Source organism: Armatimonadota bacterium, from assembly GCA_031081585.1.
GTDB classification, from domain to species: Bacteria; Sysuimicrobiota; Sysuimicrobiia; order Sysuimicrobiales; family Humicultoraceae; genus Geohabitans; species Geohabitans tengchongensis.
On sequence record JAVHLY010000005.1, the window covers coordinates 67,858 to 88,707 of the forward strand.

The 20,850-nt window shown below is 72.9% G+C and carries 18 protein-coding genes; 10 read left to right on the forward strand and 8 right to left on the reverse strand.

Going from position 1 to position 20,850, the window contains the following annotated elements; genetic code table 11:
- The first annotated feature begins 45 nt into the window (after positions 1-45).
- A complete protein-coding gene (locus tag RB146_03270) occupies positions 46-579 on the forward strand; it encodes a hypothetical protein (protein ID MDQ7828000.1) in 534 nt (177 codons plus the stop codon).
- Here the strand turns inward: RB146_03270 and galK are convergent.
- Complete coding sequence (gene galK, locus RB146_03275) at positions 551-1,747, reverse strand: galactokinase (GenBank protein ID MDQ7828001.1); 1,197 nt, start codon at positions 1,745-1,747, stop codon at positions 551-553. The two genes, RB146_03270 and galK, sit on opposite strands and share 29 nt — an antisense overlap.
- 233 nt (positions 1,748-1,980) lie before the next feature.
- On the opposite strand from galK, the gene RB146_03280 reads away from it, so the two are divergent.
- The 4 genes from RB146_03280 (at position 1,981) to RB146_03295 (ending at position 5,833) form a co-directional block, all read left to right on the forward strand.
- Positions 1,981-3,243 (forward strand): ABC transporter substrate-binding protein, encoded by a 1,263-nt coding sequence (locus RB146_03280; GenBank protein MDQ7828002.1) that lies wholly within the window; start codon positions 1,981-1,983, stop codon positions 3,241-3,243.
- Between the two features lie 141 nt (positions 3,244-3,384).
- Positions 3,385-4,263, forward strand: a complete 879-nt coding sequence (locus RB146_03285; protein MDQ7828003.1) for a sugar ABC transporter permease — start codon at positions 3,385-3,387, stop codon at positions 4,261-4,263.
- A gap of 113 nt (positions 4,264-4,376) precedes the next feature.
- The gene (locus RB146_03290) at positions 4,377-5,150 is read left to right on the forward strand and encodes a carbohydrate ABC transporter permease (protein MDQ7828004.1); all 774 of its coding nucleotides are present in this window, start codon (positions 4,377-4,379) and stop codon (positions 5,148-5,150) included.
- A gap of 461 nt (positions 5,151-5,611) precedes the next feature.
- Positions 5,612-5,833: a hypothetical protein gene (locus RB146_03295; protein MDQ7828005.1), complete on the forward strand. Its 222-nt coding sequence runs from the start codon at positions 5,612-5,614 to the stop codon at positions 5,831-5,833.
- 126 nt (positions 5,834-5,959) lie between these two features.
- On the opposite strand, the gene RB146_03300 is transcribed toward RB146_03295, so the two are convergent.
- The gene (locus RB146_03300) at positions 5,960-6,436 is read right to left on the reverse strand and encodes a hypothetical protein (protein MDQ7828006.1); all 477 of its coding nucleotides are present in this window, start codon (positions 6,434-6,436) and stop codon (positions 5,960-5,962) included.
- A 127-nt stretch (positions 6,437-6,563) separates the two neighbouring features.
- Complete coding sequence (locus tag RB146_03305) at positions 6,564-7,226, reverse strand: prepilin-type N-terminal cleavage/methylation domain-containing protein (GenBank protein ID MDQ7828007.1); 663 nt, start codon at positions 7,224-7,226, stop codon at positions 6,564-6,566.
- Positions 7,227-7,610: 384 nt separating this feature from the next.
- Here RB146_03305 and RB146_03310 point away from each other — a divergent pair, with 384 nt between their 5' ends.
- Together RB146_03310 and RB146_03315 are read left to right on the forward strand one after the other, a co-directional pair.
- The gene (locus RB146_03310; GenBank protein ID MDQ7828008.1) at positions 7,611-8,549 is read left to right on the forward strand and encodes an amino acid--tRNA ligase-related protein; all 939 of its coding nucleotides are present in this window, start codon (positions 7,611-7,613) and stop codon (positions 8,547-8,549) included.
- A gap of 440 nt (positions 8,550-8,989) precedes the next feature.
- Complete coding sequence (locus tag RB146_03315) at positions 8,990-10,435, forward strand: aldehyde dehydrogenase family protein (GenBank protein MDQ7828009.1); 1,446 nt, start codon at positions 8,990-8,992, stop codon at positions 10,433-10,435.
- Positions 10,436-10,528: 93 nt separating this feature from the next.
- Here the strand turns inward: RB146_03315 and RB146_03320 are convergent, their stop codons facing one another.
- Positions 10,529-11,083, reverse strand: a complete 555-nt coding sequence (locus RB146_03320) for a DUF420 domain-containing protein (GenBank protein MDQ7828010.1) — start codon at positions 11,081-11,083, stop codon at positions 10,529-10,531.
- Between the two features lie 221 nt (positions 11,084-11,304).
- On the opposite strand from RB146_03320, the gene RB146_03325 reads away from it, so the two are divergent.
- Positions 11,305-11,841: a redoxin domain-containing protein gene (locus RB146_03325; protein ID MDQ7828011.1), complete on the forward strand. Its 537-nt coding sequence runs from the start codon at positions 11,305-11,307 to the stop codon at positions 11,839-11,841.
- A 71-nt stretch (positions 11,842-11,912) separates the two neighbouring features.
- Here the strand turns inward: RB146_03325 and RB146_03330 are convergent, their stop codons facing one another.
- Positions 11,913-13,046, reverse strand: a complete 1,134-nt coding sequence (locus RB146_03330) for a hypothetical protein (protein MDQ7828012.1) — start codon at positions 13,044-13,046, stop codon at positions 11,913-11,915.
- 252 nt (positions 13,047-13,298) lie between these two features.
- Here RB146_03330 and RB146_03335 point away from each other — a divergent pair, with 252 nt between their 5' ends.
- On the forward strand, positions 13,299-13,448 hold the full coding sequence (locus tag RB146_03335) for a hypothetical protein (GenBank protein ID MDQ7828013.1): 150 nt from the start codon (positions 13,299-13,301) through the stop codon (positions 13,446-13,448).
- Positions 13,449-13,973: 525 nt separating this feature from the next.
- On the forward strand, positions 13,974-15,350 hold the full coding sequence (locus RB146_03340) for an aspartate aminotransferase family protein (GenBank protein MDQ7828014.1): 1,377 nt from the start codon (positions 13,974-13,976) through the stop codon (positions 15,348-15,350).
- Positions 15,351-15,363: 13 nt separating this feature from the next.
- On the opposite strand, the gene RB146_03345 is transcribed toward RB146_03340, so the two are convergent.
- The 3 genes from RB146_03345 to RB146_03355 all read right to left on the reverse strand — a co-directional run bounded on the left by RB146_03345 (position 15,364) and on the right by RB146_03355 (position 20,683).
- Entirely contained in the window at positions 15,364-17,577 is a 2,214-nt protein-coding gene (locus RB146_03345) for a tetratricopeptide repeat protein (GenBank protein MDQ7828015.1), read from the reverse strand.
- Positions 17,574-18,254, reverse strand: coding sequence for a hypothetical protein (locus RB146_03350; GenBank protein MDQ7828016.1), 681 nt, complete (start codon positions 18,252-18,254; stop codon positions 17,574-17,576). The genes RB146_03345 and RB146_03350 overlap by 4 nt, the downstream gene beginning before the upstream one ends.
- A 182-nt stretch (positions 18,255-18,436) precedes the next feature.
- On the reverse strand, positions 18,437-20,683 hold the full coding sequence (locus RB146_03355) for a S8 family serine peptidase (GenBank protein MDQ7828017.1): 2,247 nt from the start codon (positions 20,681-20,683) through the stop codon (positions 18,437-18,439).
- Between the last annotated feature and the right edge of the window lie 167 nt (positions 20,684-20,850).

The window sequence follows — 20,850 nt, forward strand, 5'->3', positions numbered from 1 at the left end:
GCCGCGCCCCGATACGGTTCTGCACCGCCCCGCCGCCTGAGCCCGATGCGCCCGCTGCTGTGCGGGCTCCTGCTCCTCCTGGCGCCCCTGGCCGGGTGCGGCCAGCGCGGCCCCGCCTACGAGACCTACACCCACCCGCAGCTGGGCTTCGCCATCGCCTACCCGCGGGGATGGGAGGTCGTCGAGCGCCCCGAGGAGGGCCGGGTGTGGTTCGTCCCGCCGGGGCTGGTCGGCGAGGGGGAGGTCCCGCATCTCGAGACGGCCAGCTTCCTTGCGGTCTTCACCCTGGACGTCCCGGGGCCGGTCAGCGACGACGAGGCGCGACGCCTGGGGTTGAGCCTGCTGCCTATCCACGGCGTCTCCGGCTTCCGCCGCTTCCGCAACGACGGTGGCGTGGCCTGGCACCGCTTCGAGGTGACCGGCGCGAGCCGGGGCGGCGAGTGGGCCTCCGTCGGCCTGCTCGTCTCGGGGCGGGAGCGCGTGCGCTACGTCGTCTGCGCGCGGCCGCTGGGCGAGTGGCGCCAGGCCCAGAAGAGTTGCGACGAGATCCTCACCACGTTCCGTCCTGGCTCCCTGTGAGGACCTCCGCCCCCGCCGCCGCACCGGTGACCAGGAACCGGCCGCTGCGGCCGGTGCGCCGGCGGTAGGCCGCTCCCGCCGCCGCGACGAACGCCGCCTCCCGCCCGCGCTCCACCAGCGCCAGCACGGCTCCGCCGAAGCCCGCGCCCACGAGCCGGGCGCCCACGCACCCGGGGGACTCCTGGGCGGCGGCCACCATCGCCTCGAGCTCGGGCGTGCTCACCTCGAAGTCGTCGCGCAGGCTGCGGTGGGAGGCCCGCAGCAGCGTCCCCACCGCCGCCAGGTCCCCCCGGCGCAGCGCCTGCACCGCCTCCAGCACCCGCGCGTTCTCGGTGACGACGTGGCGGGCCCGCCGGTCCAGCGGTGCCGGCAGCGCGTGGACGAGAGGCAGGTCGCGCAGCGCCAGGTCGCGCAGCGACCGCACCCCGGGCCGGGCGGCCGCCAGCGCCCGCGCGGCCGCCTCCACCTCCTCGCGCCGGGTGTTGTAACCCGACTCCTCCAGACGGCGCGGCACGGCGGTGTCACACACGACCAGGACCGCCTCCGCCGGCAGCGGCACGGGCTCGACCTCGAGACTCCGGCAGTCGATGAGGAGGAGGTGGCCCGCCCGGGCCAGAGTCACCGCCAGCTGGTCCATGATGCCGCAGCGGACCCCCACGTGCTCCACCTCGGCGCGCTGGGCCAGGCGGGCCAGGGACCGCCGGTCGAGGGGGTGGCCGGCGCAGGCCAGGAAGGCCAGCCCCGCGGCGATCTCCAGGGCGGCGGAACTGCTGAGCCCTGCCCCCACCGGCAGGTCACCGTCCAGGCCCAGGGCCAGCCCGCGCAGCGACACCCCCGCCTCCGCCAGCACCGCCGCCATCCCCTGGAGATAGCGCCCCCAGGACGGCACCGGCCCTTGGCGCGGGGCGGACGTGGGGAAGACCGTCTCCTCGGCCTCCGCGGCGGAGACGGCGCGCACCAGGGGCTCGGGCAGGGGAGCGGCGGCGGCCCACAGCGCCGCGTCCGTGGCCGCCGGGAGGACGAACCCCTCGCTGTAGTCGGTGTGCTCGCCGATCAGGTTGACCCGGCCGGGTGCGCGGACGACGACGGCGGGGGAGAGCCCGTATCGGGCCCGCAGGAGGGTCTCGGCCCCGGCCCGCGGTGTGGTGGGCCCCGCAGCGTCGTCCATCGCCCTTCCCTTCCTGTGCGGGCGGAGGCCCTCCTGCCCGCCGGCGCGATCGGGACCCCTCCGCTCCAGAGCAAGGGCGAGGACCTCCCGCCGCGCCGCAATCGCCTGTTGAGGAGGGGATCCGCTGCGGGCCGCAGAACCCGAGCGGTGGAGCCACCCGGGCGACAATCCACGGCCAGGTCCGCAGGGGTCGAATCCTGCGCGCGACAGCCCGGCAAAGGAGGTCGAGAGCGATGTCACGGCGAGGGCATGTGGCCATCCTCCTCGCGATCGCCCTGTTGCTGGCACCGACCCTGACCGTCCAGGGGGCGGGCGCCAACCAGCTGGAGATCTTCTCCTGGTGGACCGCCGGCGGCGAGGCCGACGGGCTCAACGCGCTCTTCCAGATCTACCGGCGCAAGTACCCCGGGGTCGAGATCATCAACGCCACCGTCGCCGGTGGTGCCGGCACCAACGCCAAGGCGGTGCTGAAGACCCGCATGCAAGGGGGCAATCCGCCCGACTCCTTCCAGGTGCACGGCGGTGCGGAGCTGATCGACACCTGGGTGAAGACGGGGTTCATGGAGCCGATCACGGCCATCGCCCGGGAGGAGGGCTGGCAGCGGGTCATGCCCAGGGACCTGGTGCAGATCGTCAGCTACCAGGGCGAGATGTACTCCGTCCCGGTGAACGTCCACCGCGGCAACGTCCTCTGGTACAACAAGAAGCTCTTCGACGACAACGGTCTGCGCGCGCCGACGACCTGGGAGCAGTTCTTCCAGGTGGCCCAGACGCTGCGCAGCAAGGGGATCACCCCGCTGGCGCTGGGCGACAAGAACAAGTGGGAGGCCGCCCACCTCTTCGAGGACGTCCTCCTGGCCAGCCTGGGTGCCAACGGCTACCGCGGGCTGTGGACCGGCCAGACCCCCTGGACCGGGGAGGGGGTGCGCCGCGCGCTGGAGACGATGGCCCGCATCCTCTCCTTCGCCAACACGGACCACGCCGCGCTGGTGTGGGACCAGGCGGTGCAGCTGCTCATCGACGGGAAGGCCGCCATGAACGTCATGGGGGACTGGGCGGCGGGCTACTTCACCTCCAAGGGGTGGAAGCCCAACGTCCACTATGGCTTTGCCCCGGCGCCGGGGACCGCCGGCACCTTCGTCGTCGTCACCGACACCTTCGGGCTGCCCAAGCGGGCGCCCCACCGGCAGAACGCCATCAACTGGCTGCGGGTGGCCGGGTCGAAGGAGGGGCAGGAGGCCTTCAACCCGCTCAAGGGCTCCATCTGCGCCCGCACCGACTGCGACATGAGCAAGTTCGACGCCTACCTGCAGTCCTCGGCCCGGGACTTCTCCCGCAACGCGCTGGTCCCGAGCGAAGTGCACGGCTCGGCGGCGCCGGAGACCTTCGCCACCGAGTTCAACGACATCGTGAACGTCTTCGTCACCCGGCGCGACGTGGCCGCGGCCCAGCGCGCCCTGCAGCAGGCCTGCGTGCGGGCCAAGATGTGCCGGTAGCTGCTGGCGGCGTCCGGCCTTGCCAAGGGCGGGAGCCGGCCACCGCTCCCGCCCCCCCACCGCTGCGGCCCCGATGCGTCGCCCCCGCCGACCGCTGGTGCTCGCCCTGAGCCGCCGCGGCTGCCCGAGCCTGCGCCCGCGGTGAGCCGCGCCCGCGACCGCCTCCCGGCCGTCCTGGTCCTGGTCCCCTCCGTGGTGGCAGTGGGGGTCTTCGTCTACGGGTTCATCGGCTGGACCGCCTACGTCTCGCTGAGCGGGTGGACCACCTTCATCCCCGACCTCTCCTTCGTCGGGCGGCGCAACTACGTCGAGCTCTTCCAGACCTTCCGCTTCCAGGCCGACCTGCGGAACACCGTGGTCTTCACGCTCACCTTCCTGGCCGCCTGCCTGGTGCTGGGGTTCCTGCTGGCCGTACTGCTCGACCAGCGGGTGCGGGGCGAGGCCCTCTTCCGCAACGTCTTCCTCTTCCCCATGTCCATCTCGTTCATCGTCACGGGCGTGGTGTGGCAGTGGCTCCTCAACCCCAGCACGGGCATCAACCTGCTCCTCGAGCACGTGGGGCTGGGGGTGCTGCGCTCCCCCTGGTACACCGAACCGCGCATCGCCATCTTCTCGGTGGTGCTGGCGGCCACGTGGCAGCTCTCCGGGTTCACCATGGCCATGTACCTGGCCGGCCTGCGGGGCATCCCCGAGGAGCTGCTCGAGGCCGCCCGGGTGGACGGCGCGAGCGAGTGGGCCCTCTACCGGTACGTCGTGGTACCGCTGCTGGCGCCGATCACGCTCAGCGCGGTCATCGTGCTCGGCCACATCTCCCTGAAGATCTTCGACCTGGTCTTCGCCATGACCGGCAGCGGCCCGGCCTTCTCCACCGACGTCCCCGGCGTCTTCATGTTCGAGACCACCTTCCGCGGCAACCGCTTCGCCGAGGGGGCGGCCATCGCCATCGTCATGCTCCTCCTCGTCGCCGTGCTCATCGTGCCCTACCTCTGGTCCACGACCCGCCAGGAGGCCCGGACGTGACGCTGGCGGAAGCTGCCCTCCCCCGGTCGGCCGCCCGCACCGTCACGCCGCGGGTACGCTGGGGCCGCGTGCTGGTCTACGGCGCCCTCCTCCTCTTCGCCGCCTTCTACCTCATGCCGGTCTACGTGCTGGTGGTGAACGGGCTGAAGTCCTTCCGGGAGGTCAGCCTGAGCCGCATGTGGGCGCTGCCGGCCGACCTCTCCTTCGACTCCTTCGCCGCCGCCTACGCCCGCCTGCGCCCCAACGTGCTGAACAGCGTGCGCCTCGTGGTGCCCGCCACGGTGCTGGCCGCGGTCGTCGGCTCCCTCAATGGCTACGTGCTGGCGCACTGGAAGTTCCGCGGGGCGGACCTCCTCTTCCCCCTGCTGCTCTTCGGGATGTTCATCCCCTACCAGTCGGTGCTCATCCCGCTGGTGCAGTTCCTGCAGTGGGCGGGCCAGACGCTGGGGGTGCAGCTCTACGGGACCATCGGCGGGCTCGTCCTGGTGCACGTCGTCTACGGGATCCCCATCACCACGCTCATCTTCCGCAACTACTACGCCACCATCCCCGCCGACCTGGTCGAGGCGGCCCGCATCGACGGGGCGGGCTTCGCCGGTATCTACCGCCACGTGGTCCTGCCGCTGTCGGCTCCGGCCTTCGTGGTCGTGGCCATCTGGGAGTTCACGGCGGTGTGGAACGAGTTCCTCTTCGCCGTGACGATCACCAGCCACCCGGCCCGGCAGCCGGTGACGGTAGCGCTGCAGAACCTGGCCGGGAGCCAGATCGTGGAGTGGAACGTGCAGATGGCGGGCGCCCTGCTGGCCGCCCTCCCCACCCTGCTGGTCTACATCTTCCTGGGCCGGTTCTTCCTGCGCGGCCTGCTGGCCGGGGCCCTGAAGGGCTGAGGTCGGAAGACCAAAGATCACTCGTTTGACAGAAGGGCCTCCTCCGCGCTTCGGGGAAAGCCCTGCGCTGACGCCGACAAGGGGGGCTCTTTCGGGACCTACAGGGCTTCGGGTGGCGCGGGCCTGGCTGCCTGATCCCCTGCCGGGGACCCACATTCCTAGCGTGGCCAACCCCACGGCCGGGAGGAGGGATGGGTGTGCGTACAGGCGTGTGGCCGGTGGCGGCTCTCTTGACGATCCTCACCTTACTCGGTTTGCCAAACGTTCCCGCCGCTGCTCACGACAAGGATGACGTCCCCAGAGGGTGCACGATCGGGTTCTGGAAGAATCACACGGAGCGCTGGCCGCGTCCATACATCGCTGAACAGCCCCTCAGTGAGGTCTTTGGTGGATCGACGTCGCACGGCCTCGGCAGTGCAACTCTGCTGGACGCGTTGCGCTTCCGCGGAGGCCCTGGCACGTTGGGCGGGGCCAGAATCCTGCTCCGCCAGGCCGTGGCGGCGCTGCTGAATGAGGCCCAGTTCGTCGGCGCCTACCAGGGGGCCGAATCCATCGGCGCCCTGCAGAGTGCGGTGAACACCGCCCTGGGCGGGTCCCGGTCAGCCATGCTCTCCCTGGCCGATCGGTTGGAAGAGGCCAACGATCAGAACTGCAGCTTCCTGCCCGTCAATGGCGGGAAGTAACGGCCAACACGCGAGGACGACAGGATCCTGCAACTGTCAGAGACCACGACGGGAGCGGCCGGGCGCGCAGGCCGCTCCCCCTCGTCTGTTCGGCGGCCTGGTACCGCTCCGGGACGGCGAGGAACGCTACGGGCCGAGGACGGCCATCGCCTGTTGCAGGTTCCGCGCCACCACGATGGCGAAGGGCTGCACCTCGTTCACGTCGTTGGACTTGAGCGCCTGCAGGGCCAGGGTGTGCGCCGCGCGCACGAAGACCATCGCCCGCTCCGCGCCCCGCGCGCCGGCCGACACCGCGCGCTGCAGGTCGGGGATGATGCCGTTCCCCTGTCCCTGGCACGGGTGCCCCGCCGCCGCGCTGAAGTTGGGGCCTTCCGGCCCCTCCAGACAGTTCACCGTATGCTGCATGTGCAGCCGTGAGGCGGCCACCGCCGTGCCGCGCTGCGCCAGCTCGCTGGAGTGGAAGATCGCCGTCCGCAGCTGCACTCGCACGGCCGCCACCGGATCCTGGGCCGCGGCCTGCTGAGCCGTCACCGACACCACGACGAGCGCGGCCGGCACCACCAGTGCGGCCAGTGTCGCGACCGTCCGCCAGGCGTCACGCATCCCCATCCCTCCCCTGTCTTACAGGCCCGGGGTCATGCTGGAGGGGATTTGTAACGCTCCTGTCACCTCAGCGCCCGAACACCACTGACCCCGGGTCCGCGCTGTTCGCTCGTCGGTCGGCATAGCCTCACCGCCGCCGGATGGCCGGACCGACCGGAGGATCGGGAGGTCTGGGCCTGAGGTCGGGTGTCGGGCGAGCCGCCGGCAACGGTGGAGGAGAGGGCGTGGAACCCCCGGGACGGCCGGCTGCTGAGGCGTTCCGCAGGAAGACCTCGACCGTAGCCCGCTGCCGCCCCGTCCCGGCGCCACCCGGCGACCCCTCGATGAGGATGGCCACCCGCCGCACCTCCTCGGCCCGGGCGGCCGGAGCGCCCGAGGCGGTGAAGTAGGCGAAGGCCAGCGCGTCGATGCCCCCCGCCACGTTGGTGACGCCCCTGCCCACCCGTCGCTCCACCTCACGCTCCCGTGCGTCCCGCCGGAAGGTGACCACGTACGGTGCACCCCGTAACGGGTTGCCCGCCGGCACCTGGGCGGTGAGGCGGTCGGCACACAGCCCGCCGCAGCCGGGGTCGGGCAGGACCGCCTCCGCCCAGCGCAGCTCCTCCGCCACCCGGTCGAGCGCCGTGCGCAGGGCCTGCTGAGTCTCCCGCGCGCGGTCCAGGGCCTGGACCGACGTCGAGGCCGTGGCGGTGAGGTAGACCGCGCTGGCCGTCAGCCCCAGGAGGGCCAGGCCTGCCGCCAGCTCCACCAGGGTGAACCCGCCCGCCTGCCGCGCCCCGACCATCCGCACGTCGCCCATCCCACGTGAAAGATCGGCAGGGAGCCGGGGGTTTCGGGGGGAGGGGGAAATTTTCGAGGCCAGGTCCGGCGGGACAGCAGGAGATGGCGAGCCCGCGTCGTATAGTGGGCCTGGCAAGCGTGCAGGACGAGACCCTTTAACTTCGTCCGGAGAGGCGGAGAAGGGATGCAGCAGGAGTACGCCATCGTGCAGCGCCGGGAGACGCCTCCCGGCGCTTTTCCTGTCCCCGCCCTCGCCGCCCCCGAACGGTGACACGGCCACCGACCGCATCGCCCACGGGCATCCGGACCGGAGGGGTTCCCCGTTCGTGCACGAGTCGGGCGCAGTGCGCCCACACACCGACGGGCCCGCGTGGCCTGCAGGGAGGGATGGGAATTGCGTGACCTGGTCGAGTTCCGGGCGGCGATGATGGACGCCGTCTTCCAGTTCTGCCGCAGCGAGGGCTTCATCGAGCTCGAGACGCCCGAGATCACCCCCGGCACCGGGGCGTGCGAGAACGTCCCGACGGTCTTCCGGCTGGACTTCCTCGGCCGCACCCAGTTCCTGCGGCAGACCGCCCAGCTCGACCTGGAGGTGGCCGTGGTGCGGTGGGACCTGCCGCGGGTGATCACGCGCGGCCGCTCCTTCCGGGCGGAGCCGCGCGCGGACGGACGCCACCTGTGTGAGTTCGTGCTGGTCGAGGCGGAGGCGCGCGACTGGGACCTGGAGGACCTGGTGGCCCACGAGCACCGGCTGGTGCGCCACGTCATCCACGCCGCCCTGGAGCACCCCGCCCTGCCCGCCCCGCGCCGCGACGCCCTGCTCCAGGACCTGACCACGTTCACCGTCGTCCCCTACGAGCAGGCCATCGGTGACCTGGGGCTGCCGTGGGGCACGGACCTGAGCGCGGCGGACGAAGCCCGGCTGACCGACCGGTACGGGATCGTCTCAGTGATCCGCTACCCGCGCGAGATCAAGTTCTTCAACATGCTGGACAGCCGGCACAACGGCGGGCGGACCGTCGAGTGCTGCGACCTGCTCCTGCCGCTGAGCGGCGAGACCTTCGGCTCGGCGGCGCGGGAGCACGACGTCGCCATCCTGCGGGAGAAGCTCTACACCTCCGTGATGTACCGGCAGCTCGTCGAGGCGGGCGGCGACCCGCAGGTCTTCGAGCCCTACCTGGCGCTCTTCGAGGGCAACCCGGTCCGCCGCGCCGGCTACGGGCTGGGGTTCGACCGGCTGATCCAGTACCTGTGGGGCGCCAGCGACGTCACCACGGTCATCCCCTTCCCCGTGGACGCCCGGTACGGATTGCGGGAGTACGCGATGGCCTGAGCGGTCTCTGTCACACCGGGCCGAGTGCCGGTCACGCCAGTCAGAGAGGAGGCGAACGGATGAACAACAACAACAACAACAACAACTAGCCGCGCCAGCGGCGGATCTGCGGCTCGGTGACCTCGACGGCTCCGACGCCGCGGCGAAGGCGGCCGGGGTCGTGCGGGGTTGCCGCCGCTGTGGGGCCCAGGCGTAGCCGGGACGTCGCAGGCACGCCGAAGGCGTTCCACCCACCCTGCCGCATCACCCCGCCAGGACGACCGCCGGTCCGACCGGCGAAGAGCTGCGCGCGCCTCAAGGCTCCCCGTTTTCAGGCATCACCCATGCCCCCGCGGCGAGTGATCGCCCGCGTGGTGACGGCCGTCGCGCCCTCTGTGAGTCCCTGGGGTGGGCACGCCGGGCTATGATCGAGACAGACCAGAGTGCGGGAGGTGACGTCCGTGGAGCGCACGCAGGCTCCCGTGGAGTACCGACTCTTCATCGGCGGCCGGTGGGTGGACGGCGGTGCGCCCGATGAGGTGCGGAACAAGTACACCGGCGAGGTGCTGGGCACCCTGCCCGTGGCCCGGCGGGAGGACGTCGAGGCCGCGGTGGAGGCGGCCCAGCGGGCGGCGCCCGTCATGGCGGAGATGCCGGTCCACCGCCGCGCCGCGATCCTCCGGCGCGCCGCCGAGCTGATCGCCGCCGACCGGGAGGGGTTCGCCCGCACCATCGCCGCCGAGGCGGGCAAGGCGCTGAAGTACGCCCGCATCGAGGTGGACCGGGGGATCACCACCTTCACCATCGCCGCCGAAGAAGCCCGCCGGCTGCACGGGGAGACGGTCCCCCTGGACGCCGTCCCCGCCGGCGAGGGCTACTTCGGCTTCTGGGTGCGCCGCCCGGTGGGGGTCATCGCCGCCATCACGCCCTTCAACTTCCCGCTGAACCTGGTGGCCCACAAGGTGGCCCCGGCCCTGGCGGCGGGCAACACGGTGGTGCTGAAGCCGGCCGGCGCCACGCCCCTCACCGCGGTCCGCCTCTGCCGGGTCCTGGAGGAGGCCGGGCTGCCCGCCGGGGCGCTCAACCTGGTGCACGGCCCCGGCGGGACGGTGGGGGAGTGGCTCGTCACCGACCCCCGGGTGGCCAAGGTGACCTTCACCGGCAGCCCCGCCGTGGGGGAGCGCATCACCCGGCTGGCCGGGCTGAAGAAGGTGACGCTGGAGCTCGGCAACACCTCGCCGGTGATCATCGCCCCGGACGCCGACCTGGAGTACGTGGCCCGGCGCTGCGCCGTGGGCGCCTACTACAACTCCGGTCAGGTGTGCATCTCCGTGCAGCGCATCTACACCGAGCGCCGTGTCTACGAGCCCTTCCTCGACCGCTTCGTCCAAGCCAGCGAGGCGATGGTGGTGGGCGACCCGCTGGACGAGCGGGTGGACGTGGGCCCGATGATCGACCGGCGCGAGGCCGAGCGCATCGAGGCCTGGATCACCGAAGCCCTGCAGGGCGGCGCCCGCGTCGTCACCGGCGGCCGGCGCGAGGGCGCCGTGGTCTGGCCCACCGTCCTCACCGACGTCCGGCCGGAGATGAAGGTGGTGGCCCAGGAGGCGTTCGCGCCCGTGGCCTCGGTCATCGCCGCCGACGACTTCGAGGAGGCGCTGCGCCAGGCCGACGCCACCGAGTACGGCCTCCAGGCGGCGGTCTTCACCCGCGACCTGGGGCGGGTCTTCCAGGCGATCCGGCGGCTCAACTTCGGCGGGGTGGTCGTGAACGACACCCCGGCCTTCCGCGCCGACCACATGCCCTACGGCGGCAACCGCCGCAGCGGCATCGGCCGCGAGGGCGTGCGCTACGCCATGGAGGAGATGACGAACATCCAGATGGTAGCCATCCGCCTGGAGCCGTAGCGGCGGCTCAGCAGCGCGAGCGGACGGGCGAGCAGAGCGGCCGAGGGGGGCTGGCTCCGCGGCAGGCGGTCGAGCCGGCCCGGGAGAGCGGGCTCAGTAGAGCACGTTCAGCATCACGTAGACGACGATGCCGAGCGTCAGGCTGACCGACCAGAGCAGGACGGCCAGCCGGCCCACCCGGACGTGCGCGGAACGGGGCACGTCGCGCAGGTCGAAGGTCAGGCCCACCAGCAGGTTGTAGATGACGAGCGGCACGGACAGGATGGAGAGCACGATGTGCACCGTCAGCACCGGGAGGTAGACGTAGGTGCGCACGGCCGCCGGGCCCGGGAAGGGCTTCACCCCGCCGAGCCCCACGCGGGCCACGTAGAGGACGAGGAAGGCGGTGATGCAGGCCGCGGCCGCCAGCATGGCGCGGCGGTGGGTGGCGACCCGGTGCGCCCGGATGGCCCGGTACCCTCGCAGCAGGCAGACCAGCGCGGTGGCGTTGACCAGGGCGATGACGGTGGGCGCCGCCGCCAGGAACGCGGCCACCGCCGGGCCCGGGGCGAGCGGCCGGTGCAGGGTGAGGGCGTAGCCCAGGACGGCGTAAAGGACCGCAGTGACGGCGGCAGTCGCCAGCAACGCGCGGCGGCCTGCGCGACGCAACTGCCGGTCGTCCGCGCTGAGCCGCGCCGTCCGGGCGGTCGCGTCGAGTGGTGCTCCCTGCATCTGACCCACGGCTGACAGGGTAGCAGAGGCGCGTAGCGGGAGCGACGGCTCACACGCGCGCGGCGATGGTCCGGGAGGGCCGCACCGGCGCCGCACCCGCGGGGCTGCCCTCGCCACGGCGCAGCCTCCCGGCAGGTGGTACTGTCATGGGGGAACCGATGCGTGCAAGAGCCTTCCTGATCGCGCTGGCCGTCACCGCCGTCGTCGGCGCTCTCTTCGCCTTCGGCTTTACGCGCGACCCGCGCGCCATCCCCTCGCCCCTCATCGGCCGGCCCGCGCCGGCGTTCACCCTGCGCCTCTTCGAGGGCGGGACACTGGAGACCCCACGCCTGCGAGGCCGGATCGTGGTGGTGAACTTCTGGGCGTCGTGGTGCTACCCCGCCTGCTACGAGGAGGCGCCCCGCCTGCAGCGCGTCTGGGAGCGGTACCGGGAGCGCGGGGTGGTGGTCGTGGGCGTGAACATCCAGGACCAGGAGGCCCCGGCCCGCCAGTTCATCCGCCGGTTCGGGCTGACCTTCCCCAACGGCCCCGACCCGCTCGGGCGGATCTCCATCGACTTCGGCGTCTACGGCGTGCCCGAGACCTTCGTCATCGACCCGCAGGGGGTCATCGTCGCCAAGCACGTGGGCGCCGTCACCGAGGAGTGGCTCACCGAGCACGTCGAGCGCCTGCTGAGGAAAGGCGCGACGCCATGAGGATCCTGCCTGCGACGCTGCTCATCCTCCTCCTGGACGCAGGTGCTGCAGGGCTGAGCTGATCCCTTCGGCTACCGGATCCTGAGCAGGACCCCGTCGCGGGGGTGGCCCACCGCGACGAGCGCCCGGCGCATCCCAGGTGGGAGGCTGAGGATGGCGATCCCGTGTGCCTCGTCGAGGTCCTGCCAGAGCAGCTGGTGCTCCCAGCGCTGGCCACGCCTGGCGAAGAGCGAAATCCGCCCCGGCCGGTGTGTCACCGGGCTCCAGGCCATGAGGATCTCCCGTCCCGGCACCGCCGGGTCGAAGTCCTCGATGGCCAGGGCGTGGAGGTGGTGGAGCGTCCAGGGCGTCCCCTCGCCGACCGCGAAGACCAGCTCGCTGCGCCAGCCTTCGGGATGACGGGCCAGGAGCCAGACACGTCCACGGACGTCCGTCGCGTGCCAGTTCAGGACCACTTCCTGGCCTGGGGACGTTGGGTCCGCGTCGCCCACCACGATCGCGTTCTGGGGCACTCCCGTCCCCACCGGCGCGATACGCCGGCGGACCCATCCGCGGCCGAACCAGAGCTGGTCGGTCCGCCCCGGGCCGCTGACGTACAGTTCCGGTCCGGTGAGGCCGTGGTCGGCGTCCCCCACGGCGATGTCCCCCGGAGCGCCAGGCAGGGTGTCGGTGCGCCAGGTCCGCCCGTTCCAGGAGAGCTGCACCAGGCCGCCCGCCGACACGTACACCTCGCTCCCCGGCCATCGCGGGTCGACATCACCGACCGCCGCCCTCACGCGCACGAGGGAGGCAGCCTCGTGCAGGACCAGAGGGGAGAGCCAGGATCCCCCGCGCCAAGCGAGCATGACCAGACGACGGCCGGCGCTGAGGTAGAGCTCCGGGATCGGGCCGTTGCCCGGCCAGGCGTCCCCGCAGGCGATGCGGGCACGGTCCCCCGCCACCCGCGCGATCAGCGTGTGCGTCCACTGAGCATGGATTGGGGTCAGGGCGTAGACCTCGCCGCGCCGGGTCACCAGGTAGGCCGCCTGCGAACGGCGCGGGTCGGCGGGGCAGGCCACGATGTCCTGCTTCTCTTCGTCGGGCAGATCCAGCTCCTCGATGGCGTAGCGAGCGTACACGAAGCCCGCTGACCCGCCCTGCCCGGTGGCGCAGGCCGCCATCAGGATGGCCACGAGGAGGGAGCAGATGACGAAGCGGTGGCGCATTGTAACCTCCTCCGACGACAAGTGAGGCTTCACGGGACGAACGGCCTCTCGGTCCTGCCGACGAACGATGCTACGATAGGTTTCATGATACCGCTCCGCCCCATGCACCCGCGCACCGCACTCGTCCTTCGGGATGGTGGAATGCGAACCGAAGCCGGGAAGGCACAAGGCGGTCTGTACGGTCCCTGGCCACGAGGACGCCGGGATGCGGGTCACCATTTCGGTGGTTCCGGCCGGGTAAGAACCTGAGCAGTGGACAACGACCTGCGCGGCAGACCGGACACGGTCCTGGTCACCGGCAGCAGCGGCTACCTGGGCTACGCCGTCGCCCGGCGCCTGAGCCGGCGCTACGCCGTGAGCTCGCCCGCCAGCTCGCCCGGGACGACGAGGCCCAGCGCCTGATGGAGACCGACCCGCGGGGGCACGTCGCCATGATGCGCCCGATGCAGGAGGACGAGGCGCTGGTGCGCGAGCTGCCCGAGCAGGTGCTGCGCCAGGAGGCCGCGCTGTACCGGGAGGTCGTGCGGCTGCGCGGGCCGCAGCCTTCGCCGCAGGCGCTCCCCGACCCGCTGATGACCGGCATGGTGGTGGGCGAGCGCTGGGTGCACGTCGCCGTGACGACCCTGGGCGCCTGGCTGCTCGCCGCCCCCTCCGCCCTGGCCTACCCGCGCGCGGCCCTGGCGTGGAGCGACATGCTGAGCGGCGCCCTGGTGATCGTCCTCGCCGTGCTCACGCTCACCGGCCGCCGCTGGGCGCCCTGGGCCAACGCCCTGGTGGGGCTGTGGGTGATGTTCGCGCCGCTCCTCTTCCGGACGCCCTCGCCCGCGGTGTACGCACTCTTCGCCCGCCTCCGCAGGTCTTCCTGGGTCGTGTGCCTAAGACTCCTCCTCGTCGCACATATCCCCACCCAGGAGGACCCCTGTCGCGATGCCCGACGACACCGCCACAAGCCACGACGCCGCAGCGCTGCTCGAAGCCGACCAGGCCCACCTGATCCACCCGCTCCACCACCCCCAGGAGCACGAGGCCCCGCTGCTCCTCACCGAGGGCAGCGGCGCCGTCCTGCGCGACGCCCAGGGGCGCGAGTACCTGGACGGCCTCTCCTCGCTGTGGAACGTCAACCTGGGGCACGGGCGGCCGGAGCTGGCCGAGGCGGCCTCTGAGCAGATGCGCCGCCTGGCCTACGCCTCCGCCTACGTCGGCCTGACGAACGCGCCGGCGGCGCGCCTGGCCGGGCGCCTGATCCGCCTGGCCTACCCCAACCTCTCCGGGGTGTACTTCACCACCGGCGGTGCGGAGTCCAACGAGAGCGCCTTCAAGATCGCCCGCTACTACTGGCGACGTCGGGGGCGGCCGGAGAAGACCAAGGTCATTGCGCGCTGGCACGCCTACCACGGCGTCACCCTGGCGGCGATGTCGGCCACCGGCATCCCCGCCTACCACACGATGTTCCGCCCCACCGTCCCGGGCTTCGTGCACGTCACCCCGCCCTACCCCTACCGCCACCCGGGGCAGGCGGCGGACGCCGTGGCCGAGGCCATCGAGCGCGAGGGGCCGGAGACCGTCGCCGCCGTCATCGCCGAGCCGGTCATGGGAGCGGGCGGGGTGATCGTCCCGCCGCCGGACTACTTCCCGCGCCTGCGCCAGGTGTGCGACCGCTACGAGGTCCTCCTCATCGCCGACGAGATCATCACCGGCTTCGGCCGCACGGGGCGCTGGTTCGCCCTCGACCACTGGGGCGTGCAGCCCGACCTCGTCACCTTCGCCAAGGGGGTGACGAGCGCGTACCTGCCGCTCGGTGGCGTGATGGTCTCGCGGGCCATTCACCGGGCGATCCTGGAAGCCCCGCCGGCGGAGCGGTTCATGCACGCCGCCACCTACTCCGCCCACCCGACGTGCTGTGCGGTGGGGGTGCGGGCGCTGGAGCTCTACGAGCGGGAGGGCCTGGTGGAGCGGGCGGCGGTGATGGGCCACCGCCTGCTGGAGGGCCTGCGCAGCGCGCTGGCGGACCTGCAGGCGGTGGGGGAGGTGCGCGGGCTCGGGCTCATGTGCGGGGTGGAATTCGTCGCCGACCGGGCCACCAAGGCGCCGGCGCTGGGCTACGGCACGCGCGTGCTGGCGGAAGCCCGCCGGCGGGGGCTGCTCACGCGCATCCGGGTGGGGAGCGCAGGGGAGTACCCCATCGGCGACACCCTGCTGCTGGCGCCGCCGCTGGTGGTCACCGAGGCGCAGGTGGACCGCATCGTCGAGATCGTCCGCGACGCCATCCGGGCGGCGGGTGCGCCGGCGCGGCCGGGGCCGTGACCGCCCGATCCCGCTAGCGGTAGGACTCCAGGACGATGAAGGACTCGAAGATCCGCAGCGGCTCGGGCGTCCGGAAGTAGTCCTCCGGGCCGAAGACCAGCCCTACCAGGACCGCACCGTCTTCGGGGTGCAGTCCGGCCCCCACGTAGACTTGGCCCCGCTCGCTCCCGGCCCCGTAGGCGTACCACCCCTTGGTGACGGCCCCGATCCCCAGGAAGTAAGAAGTGCGGCTAGGCCGGACGAACGCCGGCTGCGCCGGGAAGACGCCGGCAGCCGTGAGGATGCGCAGCGTCGCTGCCACGTGCGCCGCGGTGACCTGCGGCTGGCCCGCGCCAGCGGCGAGGGCGAGCGGCGGGTGGTAGCGGAAGAGCAGCGCCCCACGCGTCCCCTCCGGGCTCACGTACCCGCCGGCGAACCCGAACGTGGACCGTCTCCAGCGCTCCCACCCCACCGGGCGACAGAGGGCCAGGTTCAGGTCGGGCAGGGCCGCCCCCTCGAAAGTGGCATCCTCCGCCGCCGCCTCGGCCGTCCCGGCCAGACGGCCGTTGCCGTACAGTTCCACCCGGTAGCGCCCCGCTGGCAGACAGCGAGGCGGCGAGGTGGCCGGTAGGTAGTGCACCTCCCAAAAGTACTCCCCCCGGCGGTTGACGCGAGGGCGTACGGCGCCCGAGACGCGGTGCAGCCCCGACCAGCCCCGCCCACCGGGATCGAGGTGGTACCACTGCACGAAGAGCGTGTCCCGGTCCGGATCGTAGCCCTCGAGCCGGCCGATCCACTGCAGGGTGGCGGGGAAGAGGTGGACGCGCAGGTCGGCCACGCGCACCTCCGCCCCCCGGGCGGCGGCGTCGGGCGGCCACACCGAGCGCACGATGAACTCCTTCATCCGCCGCACCTCGACCCCCAGGTCGGGGCGCGCCCGCAGGAGGATCTCCAGGTCGGTGAGTGCTCCCGCCACGGCGGAGCGGCGGTAGCCGCTGCCGCGCGGCTCCTCGCGCGGACCGTCGGGTCCCTGGACGCGCAGGACGCGGGTGGCCTCCACCGCCGAGGTGTAGGCGGCCTCGGCCGCACCGGTGCGCCCGGCCGCCAGCAGTGCGACGCCCAGGTTGTAGTGGAGGATGGGGTCGTCGGGCGCCAGGCGCAGCGCCTCCTGCGCGAAGCGCACGCTGCGCGCCAGCAGCGCGGCCCGGTCGGCCCCGGGGAGGAGGGCCTGGAGGAAGAACTCGAACCCCAGGTTGTGCATGACCGGGGTCGACCGCAGGCCCAGGTCGTAGGCCCGCAGCAGGTCGGCTGTCGAGGCGCGCAACTCGTTCGGCCCCGTGACGCTCAGCATCCCCATCGTCTGCGGTGAGCCGCTCCGGAAGGACGCCCGCGCCCGGTCCAGGTAGGCGCGGGCGAAGGTGGGGCGCAGCCGGATGGCCTCGTCGAAGTGGGCCCGTGCCTCCAGGTAGGCGGCGGGGGTCGTGGCCAGGGCGTGGCCCACCATCCCCTCGGCGTAGGCACGGGCCGCGGCGGCCGGGGCGCGGCGCGGCGGCGCGGCCGCGGCCAGCCCGGCCAGCACCGTCCCCACGGCGACGAGCCCCACCGCCACCCCGGCCAGCAGGCGCGTCACGCCGGTGCGCAGGGTCAGGGAGAGGCCGGCCAGGTAGACGGCCACGGCGAAGGCCGTGAGCGCCGCCGCGTAGGTGTTGGCCTGACGGCGCCAGGCCGCGTCCTCCTCGTTGGCGGCGTCCTGGAGCGCCAGCAGCTCGTGCCGGCGGGCCAGGCGCTGCACGAAGAACCGGTGGGGGAACGCAGCGTCCCGGAGCGGGCCCTCCGGCCCGGTCAGGCGGATGTCGGTCAGCTCCGCCGTGCGGGCAGCCAGCGCGCGCGACCGGGCCATCGTCCGCAGGAACGTGTCACGCGGCTGGCCCGGGGTGGTGACGTCCTGCGCGACCATCTGCAGGCGGGCGTTCGCCTCCCGGGCGCGCTGCTCGTCCACGAGCGCGTAGGTCTCCAGGTGGACGTTGGCCAGGTCCTGCGCCCGCAGCAGCTCCCCCACCGCGCGCACGCCCAGGTCCTGCGCCTCCACCGCCGCCCGGTCGGCGCGCATCTCCGCATAGCTCTCCTGGAAGCCGACCAGGGCGCCGAGGAAGGTCGTGACGACGATGAAGATGGCCAGGAACCGGGCGAAGGGCTCGCGCACCTCGTCCGGGTCCGGCAGCTCGATGCGGTCCGGCGGGCGACTCACCGCGTCACCGTCCCCACCACGCCCCAGAGGACGAGCGCCACGCCGGCCAGCCCCGTCCCGGTCCGGGCGAAGAGGCCGCGCACCCGGGCGCCGCCCAGCTCGGCCAGGGTCAGCAGGACCAGGGCGGCGACGAAGAGGGTGACGACGCCGACCAGCCACCACGCCCGCAGATGGGCGCGCTCCGCCTGGACGCGGAGCGCGTCGGGGCGCAGTTCAGCCAGCACGCTGTCGTGCGCCAGGTTCTGGCGCAACACGTAGGCCCGGTCGTACGAGAAGGTCCCGTCGCCGTCGCCGAAGCTGACCTGCGCACCGCGGAAGTAGGGGCGCAGCGCGCGGGCCAGGGCCAGCTCGGCGTGGGCCTGGGTGTCGAGGGCCCGGGCCAACGGCGGGGTCGCCCGCGCCTCCGCCGCCGCCCGGCGGAGCAGCCGCCAGGCCTTCAGGTGCTCCTGGTAGCGGACGGCAAAGCGCAGGTCCTGGTTGACGATGCCCTCCTGCTCCAGCAGGCGCAGCTCGTAGCGCAGCCGCTCCTGCACCGCCTGCTGGTCCAGGTCCGTAGCGGCGCTGGCGGTGACCGCGGCGTGCCAGGCGGCCACGGCGCCGAGCACCGAGACGGCAGCGATGGCCAGGGCGATGCGTGTGCGGAATTCATGCCAGGGACGGGCCGGAGGAGTCGTCATCGGGCCTCCTGGGGGCGATGTCGTGGAGGAACGCTCGGCACTTCGCCCCGGGCGAGGCCGGTCCCTCTTGGATCGGCGGGGCGGCGGGGTGCCGCACCAAGTGGCCGGGGACCCGGCCAGGAGTGATGAGGGGCCGGCCCCCGGTGCGGCCGGCCCCTCCGTCATCGCCGCCTGCCGCCTGACTACGGCGGGCCGACGCTGAGCCAGTAGGGGATGCGCAGGGTGGTCGTGCCGGTGAGCACGATGTCCCCCTCGTACTGCCCGCGGGCCCCGATGGCCACCCGGGCGGTGACGCGCAGGTCGGCGAAGGCCCCGGGGGCCAGCGTGATGGACGCTGCCTGGACGCTCACCGTCACCCCCGCCGCGGGCGAGCCGTCGGGACGGAAGGGACCGGTGACCGTCACGCTCCACGACCCGCCCGCGCCGACGCCGGTGAGGGTTACCACCTCCTCGTGCTGCCCGATCGCCACCACGCCGAAGTTCACGTGGGCGGGCCGGGCGGTGGCCCGCGGGTCCCGCGCCCGGGCCAGGTCGATGCGCCCGCCGCCGCGGGTCATCACGCCGGTGGGCCGGGTGCCCAGGACGTGGTCGAAGACCGGCCGCTTCCCGGTGTTCACCAGGGCGGACTTGATCTGGTCGACGTGCCAGGTGGGAAACTTCTGGCGCAGCAGGGCCGACGCCCCGGCGACGTGGGGCGTGGCCATGCTCGTCCCCTGGAAGAAGGCGAAGCCGGCGGGCTGGTTGATCGCCGAGAGGATGTTCACGCCGGGGGCGGCCACGTCCGGCTTGATGTGCAAGTCGAAGGGTGTGGGGCCCCGCGAGCTGAAGCCGGCGATGATGTCGGCGTTGGGGGTGAGGAACTCCGCGAAGGTGGGGTCCACCCGTACCGCGGCTGTGTCCTGGTGGCTCTGGAACCACTCCCGCATCCCCACCCCCTTGTCCCGCGCCACCATCAGCGCGGGGATCGTGGGGAGCGGACCCCCGGCGTGCCCCATGGCCACGGGGTCGCCGGCGACGTTGTTGTAGATGAGCACCCCGACGGCGCCCGCGTTCTGCGCGTTGGTGATCTTCTCGGTGAAGGTGCACGCCCCACGGGCGATCAGCGCGATCTTCCCCCTGACGGAGACTGCCGGTGTGGGATCGGTGGCCGTGCAGGCCGTGCCGGGGCTGTCGGTGGTCCCGGCCCACCAGGCGTAGAGGGCTTCGGTCTGCGTGTCGTACGTCCGGAAGTCCCCCGCCGCCCCGCCGAAGTTCTGCAGGTCGGCGGGCGGGTTGGCCGGCGCCGTGACCGAGACCGGCTGGCCGACGAAGTGCGGGTTCGTGCTGGCGCCGGCCGTGATGGCCCCGGGGGCCGTCCCCGGCGAGGTGATGGTCTGCGCGCCCGGACCGGAGTTGCCGGCCGCCACCGCCGGCACCACGCCGGCACGCGCCGCGTTGTTGGTGGCCTCCACCAGCGGGTCGGCGACGTTGGGCAGGGCCGCGCCCCCCAGGCTCATGTTGATGACGTGCATGCCGTCGCGCACGGCGTCCTCGATGGCTGCGATGATCTGCTCGTCGCTCGCGGACTCCGCCTCGTTGGGGAAGACGTTGTAGTTGCCCAGGAAGGCGCGCGGGGCCACGCCGCTGATCTCGAAGCGCACCCCCTGGAAGGTCGCCCGGGTGCGGTGGTTGCACGCCGCCGTCCCGGCGACGTGGCTGCCGTGGCCGTGGGTGTCGCGCGCGCTGTCCGGCCCCTCGGCCGGGTAGGCGCGCGCCACGATGACCTTGTTGTTCACGAAGGCCGCGTTCTCCGGGTTGTCGGTGCGCGGGAACCCCGCCGGGGCCTGGTACCCCTTGTCGCCGAAGCAGGGGTTGCGGATGTCGATCCCGGTGTCGATGACGCCGATGCGGATGCCCTCGCCGGCGCGCCGGGCGCCCCCCAGGTCGTTCCACAGGGCGCTGGCGTTGATGAGCGGCAGGCTGACGTTCATCACCGGGCGGAACTCCCGGGCGACGGTGACCCCGGCCACCCCGGGCACGCGTCGCAGGGCGGGGATGGCGCTGCCCGGGACGACGAGCGCGAACCCGTTCAGCGTCAGGCTGAAGCGCTGGAGCACCCGCGCCCCGGGGGCGACCGCCTGGATGCGGCTCAGGACGACCTGCTGCCGGTCCGCCAGCTGGCGGGCGTAGGCCTGCACGTCGCCCCGCGCGAGGTCCAGCCGTGGCGTGGGGCCGAAGCGGGCGGCGACGGGCGCGTCGCTCAGCCGCACGACCACCTTGACCGGACCGCCGGAGGCGGCGGCCTGGCGCAACGCAGCCTCAGGGTCGATCGGGGCGGGCACCTGGACGGGACGGTCGGCGGCCGGACCGCCGGCCACCACCGGCAGGACCGACAGCGCCGCCGCGACCGCGACGGCCACGAAGGCAAGGAGCAACCGCGGGACGCGCATGCGCTCACCTCCTGGAGAGATGGCCGGGAGCCCACCCCGCCACCGGCAGTCTCACCCCCAGGCCCGCGCCTGGCGGCGCAGGCGCACCACGGTCGTCCTGTTGACGAGCAATTCTACCATGCTGGTATACCCGAATCGTCACCATTCCACGCCTGCAGGCCCGGTCG

Excerpts from the sequence above, each read along its gene's own strand:
- RB146_03330 (MDQ7828012.1), bottom strand. The coding sequence starts at position 13,046 with ATGCGCCACCGCTTCGTCATCTGCTCCCTCCTCGTGGCCATCCTGATG.
- RB146_03270 (MDQ7828000.1), top strand. The coding sequence starts at position 46 with ATGCGCCCGCTGCTGTGCGGGCTCCTGCTCCTCCTGGCGCCCCTGGCC.
- RB146_03350 (MDQ7828016.1), bottom strand. The coding sequence starts at position 18,254 with ATGACGACTCCTCCGGCCCGTCCCTGGCATGAATTCCGCACACGCATC.
- RB146_03300 (MDQ7828006.1), bottom strand. The coding sequence starts at position 6,436 with ATGCGTGACGCCTGGCGGACGGTCGCGACACTGGCCGCACTGGTGGTG.
- RB146_03325 (MDQ7828011.1), top strand. The coding sequence starts at position 11,305 with ATGCGTGCAAGAGCCTTCCTGATCGCGCTGGCCGTCACCGCCGTCGTC.
- RB146_03355 (MDQ7828017.1), bottom strand. The coding sequence starts at position 20,683 with ATGCGCGTCCCGCGGTTGCTCCTTGCCTTCGTGGCCGTCGCGGTCGCG.
- RB146_03340 (MDQ7828014.1), top strand. The coding sequence starts at position 13,974 with ATGCCCGACGACACCGCCACAAGCCACGACGCCGCAGCGCTGCTCGAA.
- RB146_03290 (MDQ7828004.1), top strand. The coding sequence starts at position 4,377 with ATGCCGGTCTACGTGCTGGTGGTGAACGGGCTGAAGTCCTTCCGGGAG.
- RB146_03280 (MDQ7828002.1), top strand. The coding sequence starts at position 1,981 with ATGTCACGGCGAGGGCATGTGGCCATCCTCCTCGCGATCGCCCTGTTG.
- galK (MDQ7828001.1), bottom strand. The coding sequence starts at position 1,747 with ATGGACGACGCTGCGGGGCCCACCACACCGCGGGCCGGGGCCGAGACC.